A 15,662-nucleotide genomic window follows, 5' to 3' on the forward strand; every position below is an offset into this window, starting at 1 on the left:
GATAATAAAGGTAGGTGTTTTTTTAATGCGATGTATTTTTGTTATAAAAACACGCTTAGCATGTTAAAAAAGTGATATTTGTAACAATTGATAACTTCTCTTGCATATTTGCAATGGATTAGCTTAGTTGCGTTGTGGTTTTTTTACCGCAAAGAGCGCAAAGTTTTCTCGCAAAGATTCGCAAAATTTAATTTAATTAAGATTTGAAAATATTTTCAAAGTCCACAAAGCTTTGTAGAATAAACAGTTTTAAATCTTTTTAATTTGCCAAATCTGCGTGGAAGAAAAGAATAAAAATATATCTGTTTTCTTTGTCTATCTTTGCACTTTATAAATTTCAGTATTTTATTATCATGTTTCAATTAGGTAAAACCATTATTTCAGAAGATATTCTTGAAAAAGAATTTGTGTGCAACTTGTCAGCTTGTAAAGGAGCTTGCTGTGTTGATGGAGACGCTGGTGCGCCATTAAGCGAGGCTGAGACTAAAATAATGGAAGAAATTTATCCTAAAGTAAAACCTTTTTTACGCAAAGAAGGAATTGCAGCAATCGAAGCTCAGGGAACCTGGGTAAAAGGAACTGATGGTGATCTTGAAACTCCATTAATAGATAATAAAGATTGTGCATATGTTATTTTTGATGGTAAAACAGCGCTTTGCGGAATCGAACAAGCCTATAATCAGGGAATCGTAGACTGGAAAAAACCAGTTTCATGCCATTTATACCCAATTCGTGTAAAAGACTTTACAGAGTTCGCTGCCGTAAATTATGATAAATGGGATATTTGTGATGATGCCTGTTCTTTAGGAAAAGAATTAGAAGTTCCGGTTTATAAATTTGTCAAAGAAGCGTTAATTCGCCGCTTTGGGCAAGATTGGTATTTAGAGCTTGAAAAAGTCGCTGAAGAACTTAAAAAATCTTAAAAATTTACGCCTCTTAGTTACCACTTTTAAGGGAGAAATTTTGACTCAAAAAATAAAGTTTTAACTCAAAAAAAAACTTTTAAAAACAATTTAAAATTTCTTGCTTTTTATTGCAAAAAGTCTATATTTTACAGGGGTTTTAGGTGTAAAAGGTAGTATTAAATGTCTCATTTACAAATATTTAATTATTGTCTGAAAAATATCTCATTTTTTATGCTTTGTTAAAAACTACGTCGAATTGTGAATAAGTTTGGCTTTCATTTTTGGCTGTAAATGACAATCTTTGTAGTCTATTGAATTAGTAAAAATTCAGTACAAAAATTAAACAAAAATTACCATGTCACAAGTTGAACCAATATTACAAGAAAATAAAAATCGTTTCGTTATTTTTCCTATCAAACACCATGATATTTGGGAATGGTATAAGAAAATGGAAGCTAGTTTCTGGACAGCTGAAGAAATCGATTTGCACCAGGACTTGACAGATTGGAATAATAAACTTAGTGACGACGAAAGATATTTTATTAAACACATTTTGGCATTCTTCGCAGCTTCTGACGGAATCGTAAATGAGAATCTTGCTGAGAACTTTGTAAACGAAGTTCAATATGCAGAAGCGAAGTTTTTCTATGGTTTCCAGATCATGATGGAAAATATTCATAGCGAAACTTACTCTTTACTAATTGATACTTACGTAAAAGATGAAGCGGAAAAAGCAGAATTGTTTAATGCATTAGAAGTTTTTCCTGCAATTAAGAAAAAAGCAGACTGGGCTTTAAAGTGGATTGAATCTGATTCATTTGCTGAAAGACTAATTGCTTTTGCAGCAGTTGAAGGAATTTTCTTTTCAGGTGCTTTCTGTTCTATTTATTGGTTAAAAAAACGTGGTTTAATGCCAGGCTTGACTTTTTCTAATGAGTTGATTTCCCGTGACGAAGGTGTACACTGTGATTTTGCAGTACACTTACACAATCATCACTTAATCAATAAAGTTCCAAAAGACAGAATTAAAGAAATCATCGTTGATGCATTAGATATCGAAAGAGAATTTGTTACAGAATCCCTTCCGGTGAGTTTAATAGGGATGAATGCTACTTTAATGACGCAATATTTAGAATTTGTTGCAGATCGATTATTAGTAGAATTAGGTTGCGAACGTGTGTATGGATCAGCGAATCCGTTTGATTTCATGGACATGATTTCTCTTCAGGGAAAAACTAATTTCTTTGAAAAACGTGTTGCCGAGTATCAAAAGTCTGGTGTGATGAACACAGATAGTGATGCTCAGAAAATTTCATTCGATGCAGATTTTTAGACACCAAAATACTTTTAGCGCAATCTAAAAGCGCTAAGAAAAATTACAATTTTTTAAGATTGAATCTTTAACCCAAATCGCTGATTCAATAACAATTTTTAATGTATTTAAATTCATTTTTCGAATTTGAATAGGGTAACTATTGAGGATCCTGCAATTCTCAAAAAATAATTTAAAAACACGCAATGTTTAAGTCTTGGAATTCGTTATTCCAATGTCTTTCATTTTTTCAATAACTAAAATAGTAAGCTTATGTATGTAGTAAAAAGAGATGGCCACAAAGAGCCGGTAATGTTTGATAAGATTACAGAAAGAATCAAAAAATTGTGTTACGGCTTGAATGAGCTTGTAGATCCTGTTAAGGTAGCCATGCGTGTTATCGAAGGATTGTATGACGGTGTTTCTACATCTGAACTTGATAATCTTGCGGCAGAGACGGCAGCTTCTATGACAATTGCGCATCCTGATTATGCACAATTAGCAGCGCGTGTGGCAATTTCGAACCTACACTCAAATACTAAAAAATCGTTCTCAGAAACGATGAAAGATATGTATAATTACGTAAATCCAAGAAATGGTCAGGAAGCGCCATTACTTTCGGATGAAGTATTCAAAGTAATTCAGGAAAACTCAGCGTTCCTTGATTCTCATATTATTTATACAAGAGATTTTAATTACGATTACTTTGGTTTCAAAACCTTAGAACGTTCGTATTTGTTGAAAATAAACGGTAAAATCGTCGAAAGACCACAACATATGTTGATGCGTGTTTCGGTTGGTATTCACCTTGACGATTTAAAATCAGTAATTGAAACTTACGATTTAATGTCTAAAAAGTTCTTTACGCATGCAACGCCAACGTTGTTTAATGCCGGAACTCCAAAACCACAAATGTCTTCTTGTTTCCTTTTGGCAATGCAGGATGATAGTATTGATGGTATTTATGATACATTAAAACAAACGGCTAAAATCTCGCAATCAGCGGGAGGAATTGGTCTTTCTATTCATAACGTTCGTGCAACAGGATCTTATATTCGTGGTACAAACGGAACTTCAAACGGAATCGTTCCGATGTTGAGAGTTTTCAACGATACGGCTCGTTACGTAGATCAGGGTGGTGGAAAACGTAAAGGAAGTTTTGCGATTTACATCGAAACCTGGCATGCTGATATCTTCGACTTTTTGGATTTAAAGAAAAATACAGGAAAAGAAGAAATGCGTGCGCGTGATTTATTCTTCGCAATGTGGACATCTGATTTATTCATGAAACGCGTTCAGGAAGATGCATCATGGACTTTAATGTGTCCTAACGAATGTCCTGGATTATATGATGTTTACGGAGAAGAATTCGAAACAATGTATTTGGATTATGAATTTAGAGGAAAAGGTAGAAAAACAATTCGTGCACGTGAATTATGGGAGAAAATCCTGGAATCACAAATCGAAACAGGAACTCCTTATATGTTGTACAAAGATGCAGCAAACCGTAAATCGAACCACAAGAACTTAGGAACAATTCGTTCATCAAACTTGTGTACAGAGATTATGGAGTTTACCTCTAAAGATGAAATCGCAGTTTGTAACTTAGCTTCTATCTCATTACCAATGTTTATCGAAAACGGTAAATTCGATCACGAAGCACTTTATAATGTTACAAAACGTGTAACGCGTAACCTGAATAAAGTAATCGACAGAAACTACTACCCAGTAAAAGAAGCTGAAAATTCTAACTTACGCCACCGTCCGGTTGGTTTAGGTGTACAAGGTTTAGCAGATGCTTTTATCATGTTGCGTATGCCGTTTACAAGCGATGAAGCAAAAGCATTAAACCAGGAAATTTTCGAAACATTATACTTCGCAGCCGTAACCGCTTCTATGGAAATGGCAAAAGAAGAAGGTCCATATTCTACATTCGCTGGATCTCCAATGTCACAAGGAGAATTCCAATACAATATGTGGGGAATGAAAGATGAAGAATTATCAGGCCGTTGGGACTGGGCTTCATTAAGAAAAGAAGTAATGGAGCATGGAGTTCGTAACTCATTATTAGTTGCGCCAATGCCAACCGCTTCGACTTCTCAAATCCTTGGAAACAACGAAGCTTTCGAACCATATACATCAAACATTTACACACGTCGTGTATTGTCTGGAGAATTCATCGTAGTAAACAAACATTTACTTCACGATTTAGTAGACAGAGGTTTGTGGAACGAAACTTTGAAACAAGAAATTATGCGTCATAACGGATCTGTTCAAAATATTGATGTGATTCCGCAAGACTTGAAAGAATTATATAAAACAGTTTGGGAAATGTCGATGAAAGATATTATCGATATGTCACGTCAAAGAGGTTATTTCATTGACCAATCGCAATCATTAAACTTGTTCATGCAAGATGCAAACTATTCTAAACTTACGTCAATGCACTTTTATGCTTGGCAATCAGGTTTAAAAACAGGAATGTATTACCTAAGAACAAAATCTGCGGTTGATGCGATTAAATTCACCTTAAACAACGATAAAAAAGAAGAAGATGCACCGGCAGTTTTAGTTCCGGAAACAGAATCTATCAGTGTTGAGGATTATAAAGCAATGTTGCTAAAAGCACAAGCCGGAGATCCTGAAGATTGTGAAATGTGTGGGTCTTAATTCTTTATTATTTAGAGGAAAGAAAATAGAATAAAGAAGAAAGATTTATTCTGAATTAATAGAAAGCAGTTATTGTAATGATAGCTGCTTTTGTTTTTTTAAGTAATTCTTTGCAATGTGATATAATGGATTTGCATGGGTAGTGACAATATTCGTTTCAAAGTAAATTTTGTGTAAATTTGTAATATTCAAAACTAATATGAAAAGAATGGAAATCAAAAATTTATCTAGATATAGCAATGCTGAAAAAATTGTTTTAGCTGAGCAGTTATGGGATAGTGTTTCTAAAGAAGATTTAGAAATATCTGATGATGTGAAAAGAGAATTAGATATTCGAATCCAGAATTTGGAAGAAGGCAAGGCTGAATTGTATTCTTGGGATGAAGTCAAGGCACATTTAAAGTCGATAAGATAATGAACAAAATTCGCTTTGTCAAAGAAGCTTTATTTGATATTGAAAATGTAGTTTTTTGGTACGAGAAACAAAGAATTGGACTTTCTTATGATTTCGAACTCTGTCTGGAAGCTGGAATTAATACTATTTCAAGAAATCCAGATCTATTTCAAAAGAAGTATAAAAATATACGAATGCATTTTATTTCGAGATTTCCTTATGGAATTCATTATCGATTGGAAAAAGATGAAATAATTGTTATTGGAGTTTTTCATACTTCACGTTCTCCTAAAAATTGGTCTAAAAGGTTAGAGTTATAGATAAATCTCAGCATCTTAGCAACTCAGAACCTTAGTATCTTAGAAAAAAACAATTACCTAAATCTCATTTTAAGCCTGTTTTTTTATATTATCATACAAAACTTGATAAATTTGTTAAGAAATCCTTTTTTGTTTCATAAAATGCATTATTTGTTTTGGTGAGGTGAAAATAATTTATACATTCGCAGAGAATTTATTGAAAAACACAAACAAAATGTCTAATAACCGTTTTTATTTTAGCAACTCTTTTTATTTCTTCTTTAGTAGAAGTGAGGATTGTGCTATGGTTATTTGAGAAAATTAAAAAAGACAAATAAAACTAATATACAATCCTGATGAAAATCAGGATTTTTTTTTGAATATATGACAACTAAAATTGCAATACAAGGTATTAAAGGTTCTTTTCATCATCAGGTTGTGAAAGAGTATTTCTCTGAAAATGTGGCTATTGATGAGTGTTTGTCTTTTGAAGAATTGGTTGACAGCCTGCTTTCAGGAAAATCTGATCAGGCGGTTATGGCAATAGAAAATTCGATTGCAGGGCCAATTATTCCAAATTATGCTTTGATTGATAAGAACAATTTACACATAATTGGAGAACATTATTTAAGCATTCACCAAAATTTAATGACTTTAAAAGGTCAGAAAATTGAGGATATAAAAGAAGTTCATTCGCATCCAATGGCAATTTTGCAATGTATGGATTTCTTAAAACAATATCCGAACATTAAGTTGGTTGAAGACAAAGATACCGCTGAAACAGCAAGAAGAATTCAGGAAAAACAACTAACCGGAATTGCAGCAATTGCAAGTAAAGTAGCTTCGGAAATGTATGATCTTGAAATTATCGCTCCGGAAATTCAAACGATAAAAAATAATATGACTCGTTTTGTGATTATCAAAAAGCAAAATTCATTTTTGCCGGAAAACGAAATCAACAGAGCTTCGATCAAATTTGAACTAGATCATAAAAGAGGAAGTTTAGCAGCGGTTTTGAATGTAATGAGTGATTGCAAACTGAATTTGACAAAAATTCAATCGCTGCCAAAAATTGAAACTCCTTGGAAATATTCATTTTTCGTAGACGTGACATTCGAGAAATACGAAGATTTTGCAAAAGCCAAAACGTTATTAAACATAATGGCAGAATATTTTAAGATATTGGGAGAATATAAAAATACCAAACCTTTAAGTCAGTCTTAAAGTTAGAAAGCCGAAAGTCAAAAAGTCCAAAATAAAAAGAGCCTAAAGCATACAGCTTAAAGCCTAAAGCAGAAAAAAAATGATTACAACAGCAAAAAGATTAGATACAGTTGAAGAATACTACTTCTCATCAAAATTGAGAGAAGTTCGTCAACTGCAGTCTGAAGGAAAATCTATCATCAATATGGGAATTGGAAGCCCTGATTTGAGTCCGTCGAAAGCAGTAATTGAAGCGGTTGCCGCAGCAATTCAAGATGAAAACGGACATGGTTATCAGAGCTATCAGGGATTACCGGAATTGAGAAAAGGGATGGCAGATTTTTATCAGAATCAGTTTGGTGTTGAATTAAATCCGAATAATGAGATTTTGCCTTTGATGGGATCGAAAGAAGGAATTATGCACATTTCGTTAGCTTTTTTGAATGAAGGGGATCACGTTTTGATTCCGAATCCGGGTTATCCGACTTATACTTCGGTAACAAATTTGGTTGGAGCAGTTCCGGTTTATTATGATCTAAAAGAAAAAAATGCCTGGGAACCGGATTTTGAAGCTTTAGAAAAATTAGATCTGGAGAAAGTAAAAATTATGTGGCTGGGATATCCGCAAATGCCAACAGGAGCGAGAGGAAGTTTAGCGTTATTTGAAAAATTGGTTGCTTTTGCTAAAAAACACAACATATTATTGATCAACGACAATCCATATAGTTTTGTTTTGAATGATAATCCAATGAGTTTATTGCAGGTTGAAGGCGCAAAAGAGGTGGCTTTAGAATTGAATTCACTTAGTAAAACATTTAACATGGCAGGCTGGAGAGTGGGGATGGTTTTAGGAAATCCTGAAATTATCGATGCAGTCTTAAAAGTAAAAAGCAACATGGATAGCGGTATGTTTTACGGAATCCAGAAAGGTGCAGTTGCAGCTTTGAATTGCGATAAATCATGGTTCGAAGATCAAAACAAGATTTACAGACGCCGCAGAGAATTGACAGAAAAACTAGCAGAGAAATTAGGCTGCGAAGTTTATAAAGAAGGAGTTGGGCTTTTTGTTTGGGCAAAACTTCCGGAAGGAATTGAATCATCAGAAAAGTTCATTGACGAAATATTATACGGGAAACACATTTTCATCACACCGGGAACAATCTTCGGAAGTAATGGTGAAGGTTATATCAGATTCTCGTTGTGTGTGAAAGAAGAAAAAGTACAAGAAGCGATTGATAGATTTTAGAAGCAAGAGCAAAAAGAGTAAAGAACAAAGAACAAAGAGTAAAGAATCAAGATTTTTTGGTATAGTTTGTCAGGCTGAGCGAAGTCGAAGCCCATTCCAATTGGAATTTTGATTTTAAAATTTGGAATTTATAAAGAAGCTTAGCTTCTAATAAAAATAAATATGAAAGTATACGTAATAGGAATAGGGTTAATAGGCGGTTCGATGGTGCTGGACATCAAAGACCAACATCCTGATGCAACTATTTTTGGGATCGATAGTAACGAACAACATTTGCAGGAAGCAATTGATTTAGGTGTTATCGATCAGGCAGGAAGCTTTGAGGAATTGGCTGATGCTGATTTTGTAATTGTTTCGGTTCCGGTGGATGTAGCGTTGGTAGTTTTGCCAAAAGTGCTGGATTTAGTTGGAGATAAAACGATTGTTTTTGAAGTAGGTTCGACTAAAAAACCAATTTGTGATGCTGTTGCCAGTCACCCAAAAAGAAGGAACTTTATCGCCACACATCCGATAGCAGGAACAGAGTTTTCAGGACCTTCGGCGGCGATAAGAGGTTTGTTTAAAGGAAAGACAAACATAATTTGTGAAGTGGAAAAAACCACTTTTAAATTGCAGGAAAAGGCGTTAAAGCTTTTTAGCGAAATAGGAATGAGGATTCGATATATGGATCCGACTTCGCACGACAAACACATTGCTTACGTTTCGCATTTGTCGCACATTAGTTCGTTTATGCTTGGGAAAACGGTAATGAACAAAGAAAAAGATGAACAGGATATTTTTGATATGGCGGGAAGTGGATTTGAAAGTACGGTTCGTTTGGCAAAAAGTTCTCCGGCAATGTGGACACCGATTTTTAAGCAAAACAAGGAACACGTTATCGAAACATTAGAAGAATATATTTCAAATCTCAGTCGGTTTAGGGATTTGTTGAAAGATGAAAATTACAATGCCATTTTTGAAGAAATGGAAAGCACGAATAAAATCAAAGAAATATTAAACGGATTAACAATTAAAAAATAAAAATAAACTAAAAATTAAGATGGAAAATAAGAAAGAAATGAGAAAGTGGTTAGAAGATTTCAATTTAAATCACCCACTTGTGATAGCTGGACCATGTAGTGCAGAAACGGAAGATCAAGTATTGAAAATTGCTCACGAATTGAAAGATTCAAAAGTTAGTGTATTCAGAGCTGGAATCTGGAAACCAAGAACGCGTCCGGGAGGATTTGAAGGTGTTGGAGAAATTGGTTTAAAATGGTTGCAAAAAGCTAAAAAAGAAACTGGTTTGTTAATGGGTACTGAAGTTGCGACTGCAGCGCACTGTAAACTGGCTTTAGAACATGATATCGACGTTTTATGGGTTGGTGCACGTACAACTGCAAACCCTTTCGCAGTTCAGGAAATTGCTGATACGTTGAAAGGAACTGATAAAATTGTTTTGGTTAAAAACCCTGTAAACCCTGATTTAGCTTTATGGTTGGGTGGTGTTGAGCGTTTACACATGGCTGGAATCGAGAAATTAGGAGTTATTCACAGAGGTTTTTCTACTTACGAAAAAACAAAATACAGAAACATTCCAGAATGGCAAATTGCTATCGAATTGCAAAATAAATTTCCTGATTTACCATTAATCATCGACCCGTCTCACATTACAGGAGATCGTAAAATGATTTTTGAAGTAACGCAAGAGGCTTTAGATTTGAATTACGATGGTATGATTATCGAAACGCACTACGATCCGGACAACGCTTGGTCTGATGCTGCTCAACAAGTTACTCCAGACGCTTTGAAACAAATCATTAAAGATTTGACAATTAGAAAAACGGATGATACTACAGATCAGTACACTCAAAAAATGACAAAACTAAGAGCGAACATCGATGTACTTGATGCTAACTTATTAGACTTGTTAGGAAAACGTATGAAAGTAGCGGACGAAATTGGTCAGGTGAAAAAAGATGCAAACGTAGCGATTCTTCAAAACAACCGTTGGAATGAAATTTTAGGAAAAATGATTCTTGAAGGTGAGAAAAAAGGTCTTACTGAAGAGTTTGTTTTAAAAATGTTCAAAGCAATTCACCAGGAAAGTATTGGTCACCAGGAAAAAGTTATCAATGCATAATATTTAAAAAGTTATCATTAAAAGTATTTTTTAATAAATAACCTCTTACAATTTGCGAGAGGTTATTTTTTTGCGTTCTTTGCAATTAAATTCTTGTTAAAATTAATTAAAAAAAGATCCATGAAAAATACATTTGCTTTTCTTTTACTGGCATTATGCTTTATAAATTTACATGCACAAAATAAAATTGAGAATCTAAATATGACTTATGGTGATGAATTACCAGATGACAAGCAAAAGATTATAAAAATTATCGGTGAAGCAAATGATAAAATTTATGCGTTAGCTCTTTCGGGAAAGGAAGATTTTTTCTTAAAAATTTTCGAATCAAAATCGATGAGAATGATTTCTTCAAACGGGATTGTTATTCCTAAGCTTGATGATAGAGAAGTTGATTTTGAGGAAATATTTTTGTTAAATGAAAAATTATATGCAATAGGAAGTGTTTATAAAAAAAAGGATAAAACTTATAATCTGGTTGGTCTGGAGATTTCAGACACTGGGGTTTTAAGTGGTAAATCAATTTTATTGTTTAATTCTGTTGTAGATAAAAAATCAGAGAAAGGGGATTTTTATTTTAAAATTTCTCAAGACGAAAACTCTTTGCTTGTTATGCATACCTCTTTGTTTTCTAAAGAAGATGCGGTTCAATATGAGATAAAATTATTAGATGACAGACTAAATGTGCTTTTTACAAATACCGAGAAAGTAAAATTTGATGATAATAAAAAAGATTATGAATTCGATATTTCGGATTTTGAATTAAATTTTGAGAATGATGTTTTTTTAGTAATTAATGAATCTTATCGTGACTCAAAAAAGAAAGAAAAAATAGAAAAATTTCAGATCCATAAATTTAAAAAGGCCAATAACTATAAAAAAGAAATTGTTGATATAAATGTCACAGGAAAAGAAATTATTAATTGTAAAATGATTTCTACCGTAAAACATACTCTAAAGCTTGTTGGTTTTTATTCTAGTGTACGTGAAAATGGTAAAGGAAATAAAGATCTAAAAGGAATTTATAATGCAACTATAGATTTGACAAGTACAGCAAGTCCTGATATAAAATTTGAGGAGTTTGATTACGAAACAAAGGTTAAGCTGATAGGAGAACGTCGTGCTAAAAATGGTAAAGACGTAAAACCTCTCTATACAATTACAACTATAATTGAACGAAATGATGGAGGTTTAATTGTTCTTTCAGAATTACAGAATGTTTTTTATGGCAAAAGTGCAGGATTCGGACCATTGGCATTTACCCCTGTTACTTATACAAAAAATGAGATTATAGTAACTTCTTTAAAACCTGATGGTTCATTAGATTGGAGTAATGTATTGCCAAAAGAACAAGTTGCATCTGTAACCACAATGTCTTTGTCATTAGGAGCTATGGCTGGTAATGGAAGTTTTACCGTTGGGGCATCTTTAATGATTCCAATGATAGATTTAGGAAAAGGACCAGAATATCTGGGAGCAATACCAATGTATAAAAACGGGAAATTGAATGTGATTTTTAATGATAATGTTAAAAATAAAGGAATTACTAATATAGAAAAAATTAAAGCACTTGGCAATTACAATAATGCAGTTCCGTCTCTTTTTATATTTGATGAAAACGGATTAATCACAAGAAAGGATCCTGATGAGGCCATTAAAAATGAATTAGTACTTCGACCAGGTGTTTATTACAGAAAAAATGAAAGTGAGTTAATTTTGTATTCTTCCAGAAAAAAACAAGATAAACTTGGACGATTATTGTTAGAGAAATAAATGAAATAAAAAGGTTGTGAATTATATTTCATAATCTTTTTTGTAAATATCTATTTTGTACGTTAATGGTTTTTTACGAAAATGTTTAAAGTAATTCACCAGGAAAGTATTGTTCACCAAGAGAAAATTTTCAACGCATAATTTTCTAAACCATATAAGTGATATAAGTTAATTTAAGTTTTATTAAAACTATTTTAAAATTTTCTTATAGCATTATTTGAAAATAGATTGTTTTTTAAGAATCTCTGGCACTTTGTAAAAAAAGTGTTGGAGATTTTTAGTTATAAAGTATATAAATTTAATGTTAAATAGAATTTTCTATATAGCATTGCCCGCGGTTTCAACCGTGGGCAATATTTTTCAAAGCTTTTAATCTCAATCTTAGGCTAATATTTTCTTATATAACTTATATGGTTTGATTTTTATAACCCATTCCAACCTTTTTAGATTTTATATACTCTATAGTTATATACAAACTTAACTCTCGTGTTATGAAATCAAAAAGACGTTTTTCTCAGCCATTAATTTTTCAAGTAAATTGGAAAGTGTTATTTTATATGTTATTGTTTTTAGGAACAAAATCTTTCGCACAAAGTCCTGAACTTACGGTAAAAGGAGAAGATGCTGAAAAAGTAAGAATGAATAAATTAATCGTCAATGTAAAAGTGGTTGGTAATATTGCTTATACAACTGCCGAAATGCATTTTTTTAATTCAGGATCCCGCCAGATGGAAGCAGAACTTATTTTTCCGTTACCTGAAAATGTTTCGGTTTCAAGGTATGCTATTGATATTAATGGTAAAATGCGAGAAGCAGTTCCCGTAAATAAAAATAAAGGAAAACAGGTTTTTGAAGCAATCGAACATCGTCGTGTTGATCCGGGATTGTTAGAAAAAGTAGATGGAAATAATTTCAGAACCAGAATTTATCCGTTGATGCCAAACGGAGAACGAACTGTAATTATAGGGTATGAAGAAGAGCTTTCGGCACTTGATAAAGATAATTTGGCGTATCAACTAGTGAGTCGTTATCCTAAAAAGCTGGATCTGTTTGAAATAAATGTTTCGGTTTTAGGAACTGCGACATCACCAACTATTGCTGAAAATTCGGGTAATGAAATTGCTTTTTCAAAATGGAATCAATCTTTTCAGACTTCCATAAAAAAAGAAAACTATCAGCCATCTGAAAAATTAGTTTTTAAAATTCCAATTCAGCAGAATATTCCAAGTGTAATTATGCAGAATGTTGGGGGTCAGCATTATTTTTATGGAAACACTTTTATCGAAGGAAATAAAATTACCAAAAAAATACCAGTTTCAATTGGCTTGATTTGGGACAATTCGTTGAGTTGTAAAACACGTGATTTGAAAAAAGAGCTGGCTTTGCTTGATGCTTACTTCCAAAAAATAAAAAACACTAAAGTCACTTTGTACTTTTTGAATTATACTTTTGAAAAACAAAATGAATATATAATTACTAATGGAAACTGGATAGCATTAAGAGCTGTTTTAGAGAATACCAAATATGATGGAGGAACGAGATTTTCTAAAATAAACCTTTTAGTTCATGATGAATTTTTGCTTTTTTCTGATGGATTGTCTTCTTTGAGTGATAATGTTCTGCCAAAGACTAAAAAGCCAATTTATACAATTACATCATCTGTTTCTGCTGATTTTTCTTTCCTGAATTATTCTTCGATGCAAACTGGCGGTAATTTGATCAACTTAAACCAGATAAATCAGGAAAATGCTTTGGATAAGTTGATAAATACAAACCTGAAATTTTTAGGAATAAAAGATAATTATACAATAACTGATTTGTATCCAATCGAGGGCACTTCAGTTTCGGGTAGTTTTAGTTTTTCGGGGATTTCCCTGAATCCTAAAAATGAAATTACGTTGTTATTTGGTTATAATAACGAAGCTGTTTTAGAGCGAAAAATAACTCTGGATGCTAGTGTTCAAAACACAAATGATGTGAATATTGAAAAACTCTGGGCACAGAAAAAAATAGCTAATCTTGATTTTCAATATGCTAAAAATGCTGATGAGATTGAACTTCTAGGAAAAAAATACGGAATCATAACCAAAAGCACATCGTTGATTGTTCTGGAAGATATTCGTGATTATATTTCTTATGATATTATTCCGCCGGCAGAATTGCGTACTGAATTTGACCGAATTAAAAAACAGGAGCAGAATAATAATCTGGCACAACAAAAGAATAACTGGGAAAGTATCCAAAGTTATTTTGAAGATTTAAATCATTGGTGGAAAAAAGATCTGAAATATTCAGCTCCAAAAGTTTTACCAAAATCCAAGAAAAACTTACGCAGAGGATCTGAAACTATAAAAGGTGATGCCAATGCTGTGCTTACGATTGATGAGCCTGTTGGTTCAGGACCTGTATTATCTATAGTCGAAGAAACGAAATCAAGTCCGGTAGCTGATCAGGTTAAATTTGTTGCGCCGGTACCGGCAAGAGCTTCTGAAATTACTTTAGATGCCTCAGAAAAAAAAGCAGAATCTGAGTTAAAAGAAGTTGTCGTTGTTGGTTATGGAACAGTTAAAAAATCTGAGGTTTCCTATTCTGTACAAACAATCTCGTCTGAAACTATTTCAAAAAACACTAATGTATCTCAAGCACTTGCTGGAAAAATTGCGGGAGTTCAAGTAAGTCAAGCGATTGAGACTGATAAATCTTTAAATAAAGAAATTTTATCGAATGAAGATTCTAAAAAAGATTTGATTATAGAAAGCGGCGATGCTCAGGTAATCGAAAATCAGACTAAAACCTGGAATCCGGATCGATTATATCTTAAAGCGTTGGCAAAAGCTCCAAAAGACAAACAATATGAATTGTATTTAGAATTAAGAAACGGACAAGAAAACAATCCAAGCTTTTATTTTGATGTAGCACATTTTTTCTACAATCAGGGCGATGTAAAAAAAGCATTGCAAATCATTAGCAATATTGCCGATTTAGGTTTAGAAAATCATCAGCTTTATAAAACACTTACTTATACTTTACGACAATGGAAAGCTTATGATGATGCTGAGTTTACGGCAAGACAAATTGCAAAATGGAGAGCGCATGAACCACAAAGTTTAAGGGATTATGCTTTGGCTCTTGAAGATGCAGGGAAGTATCAGGAAGCTTTTGACCAATTGATTAAAGCATTGGAAGTAAATTATTACGGAGAAATGAGCGGACAATATGAAGGTGTTGAAGATATTATTTTAATGGATATTAACCGCTTGACGATTGAACACAAAGGTTTGAAAACGGGTAAACTCGATAAAAAATATTTGGAGAAAATGCCGGTTGATATCAGAATAATTATGATCTGGAACCTGATGGATGTAGATCTGGATTTACATATTATTGAGCCAAATGGCGAAGAATGTTATTATGGACATAAAGACACACAAGCCGGCGCAAGATTCTCGAAAGATTTTACACAAGGTTATGGACCTGAACAATATTTAATCAGAAATGCGATTAAAGGAAAATATCAAATAAAAACCAATTATTTTGGAGAAACTGAACTTACTCAAAATGGTCCTGCAACAATTATGGTAGAAATTTATACCACAAGAGCAGGAAAAACCACAAAAACCTTAAAAACAATTCAGTTAGGAAAAATCAAAGAAAATGAAATTTTAGCCGAAATTGTTTGGTAAATGAGTCAATTTTAGCGTCTGTTTTTTAATTTTAAAAGGCGAAGTTGCGTTGTTC

At 32.9% G+C, this 15,662-nt stretch carries 11 protein-coding genes; all 11 read left to right on the forward strand.

The genetic code is table 11. The features are described 5' to 3' along the window. Window positions 1-353: 353 nt before the first annotated feature. The 11 genes from BXU01_RS07885 to BXU01_RS07935 all read left to right on the forward strand — a co-directional run bounded on the left by BXU01_RS07885 (window position 354) and on the right by BXU01_RS07935 (window position 15,607). On the forward strand, window positions 354-923 hold the full coding sequence (locus BXU01_RS07885; protein WP_055093679.1) for a DUF3109 family protein: 570 nt from the start codon (window positions 354-356) through the stop codon (window positions 921-923). Between the two features lie 337 nt (window positions 924-1,260). Then, complete coding sequence (locus BXU01_RS07890; RefSeq protein ID WP_083692655.1) at window positions 1,261-2,238, forward strand: ribonucleotide-diphosphate reductase subunit beta; 978 nt, start codon at window positions 1,261-1,263, stop codon at window positions 2,236-2,238. A 252-nt stretch (window positions 2,239-2,490) separates the two neighbouring features. Next, window positions 2,491-4,887 carry a ribonucleoside-diphosphate reductase subunit alpha gene (locus BXU01_RS07895; protein ID WP_083692656.1) on the forward strand — a complete coding sequence of 799 codons (2,397 nt, stop codon included), beginning with the start codon at window positions 2,491-2,493 and terminating at the stop codon, window positions 4,885-4,887. Between the two features lie 208 nt (window positions 4,888-5,095). Then, window positions 5,096-5,302: an addiction module protein gene (locus tag BXU01_RS07900; protein ID WP_123773979.1), complete on the forward strand. Its 207-nt coding sequence runs from the start codon at window positions 5,096-5,098 to the stop codon at window positions 5,300-5,302. Continuing rightward, window positions 5,302-5,601, forward strand: a complete 300-nt coding sequence (locus BXU01_RS07905) for a type II toxin-antitoxin system RelE/ParE family toxin (RefSeq protein ID WP_083692658.1) — start codon at window positions 5,302-5,304, stop codon at window positions 5,599-5,601. The genes BXU01_RS07900 and BXU01_RS07905 overlap by 1 nt, the downstream gene beginning before the upstream one ends. A 363-nt stretch (window positions 5,602-5,964) precedes the next feature. Further along, on the forward strand, window positions 5,965-6,804 hold the full coding sequence (locus BXU01_RS07910) for a prephenate dehydratase (protein ID WP_083692659.1): 840 nt from the start codon (window positions 5,965-5,967) through the stop codon (window positions 6,802-6,804). Between the two features lie 79 nt (window positions 6,805-6,883). Continuing rightward, window positions 6,884-8,029 (forward strand): pyridoxal phosphate-dependent aminotransferase, encoded by a 1,146-nt coding sequence (locus BXU01_RS07915; RefSeq protein WP_083692660.1) that lies wholly within the window; start codon window positions 6,884-6,886, stop codon window positions 8,027-8,029. Between the two features lie 162 nt (window positions 8,030-8,191). Further along, entirely contained in the window at window positions 8,192-9,049 is an 858-nt protein-coding gene (locus BXU01_RS07920) for a prephenate dehydrogenase (protein WP_083692661.1), read from the forward strand. Window positions 9,050-9,068: 19 nt separating this feature from the next. Further along, window positions 9,069-10,151, forward strand: coding sequence for a bifunctional 3-deoxy-7-phosphoheptulonate synthase/chorismate mutase type II (locus BXU01_RS07925; RefSeq protein ID WP_083692662.1), 1,083 nt, complete (start codon window positions 9,069-9,071; stop codon window positions 10,149-10,151). 120 nt (window positions 10,152-10,271) lie between these two features. After that, window positions 10,272-11,924, forward strand: a complete 1,653-nt coding sequence (locus BXU01_RS07930; protein WP_123773980.1) for a hypothetical protein — start codon at window positions 10,272-10,274, stop codon at window positions 11,922-11,924. A gap of 491 nt (window positions 11,925-12,415) precedes the next feature. Continuing rightward, window positions 12,416-15,607 carry a VIT domain-containing protein gene (locus BXU01_RS07935; RefSeq protein ID WP_083692664.1) on the forward strand — a complete coding sequence of 1,064 codons (3,192 nt, stop codon included), beginning with the start codon at window positions 12,416-12,418 and terminating at the stop codon, window positions 15,605-15,607. Window positions 15,608-15,662: the final 55 nt, after the last annotated feature.

The sequence above is a fragment of the [Flexibacter] sp. ATCC 35103 genome (assembly GCF_001975985.1).
GTDB lineage: Bacteria > Bacteroidota > Bacteroidia > Flavobacteriales > Flavobacteriaceae > Flavobacterium.

Coding starts and splice junctions, on each gene's coding strand:
- BXU01_RS07885 (WP_055093679.1), top strand. CDS start 354: ATGTTTCAATTAGGTAAAACCATTATTTCAGAAGATATTCTTGAAAAA.
- BXU01_RS07890 (WP_083692655.1), top strand. CDS start 1,261: ATGTCACAAGTTGAACCAATATTACAAGAAAATAAAAATCGTTTCGTT.
- BXU01_RS07895 (WP_083692656.1), top strand. CDS start 2,491: ATGTATGTAGTAAAAAGAGATGGCCACAAAGAGCCGGTAATGTTTGAT.
- BXU01_RS07900 (WP_123773979.1), top strand. CDS start 5,096: ATGGAAATCAAAAATTTATCTAGATATAGCAATGCTGAAAAAATTGTT.
- BXU01_RS07905 (WP_083692658.1), top strand. CDS start 5,302: ATGAACAAAATTCGCTTTGTCAAAGAAGCTTTATTTGATATTGAAAAT.
- BXU01_RS07910 (WP_083692659.1), top strand. CDS start 5,965: ATGACAACTAAAATTGCAATACAAGGTATTAAAGGTTCTTTTCATCAT.
- BXU01_RS07915 (WP_083692660.1), top strand. CDS start 6,884: ATGATTACAACAGCAAAAAGATTAGATACAGTTGAAGAATACTACTTC.
- BXU01_RS07920 (WP_083692661.1), top strand. CDS start 8,192: ATGAAAGTATACGTAATAGGAATAGGGTTAATAGGCGGTTCGATGGTG.
- BXU01_RS07925 (WP_083692662.1), top strand. CDS start 9,069: ATGGAAAATAAGAAAGAAATGAGAAAGTGGTTAGAAGATTTCAATTTA.
- BXU01_RS07930 (WP_123773980.1), top strand. CDS start 10,272: ATGAAAAATACATTTGCTTTTCTTTTACTGGCATTATGCTTTATAAAT.
- BXU01_RS07935 (WP_083692664.1), top strand. CDS start 12,416: ATGAAATCAAAAAGACGTTTTTCTCAGCCATTAATTTTTCAAGTAAAT.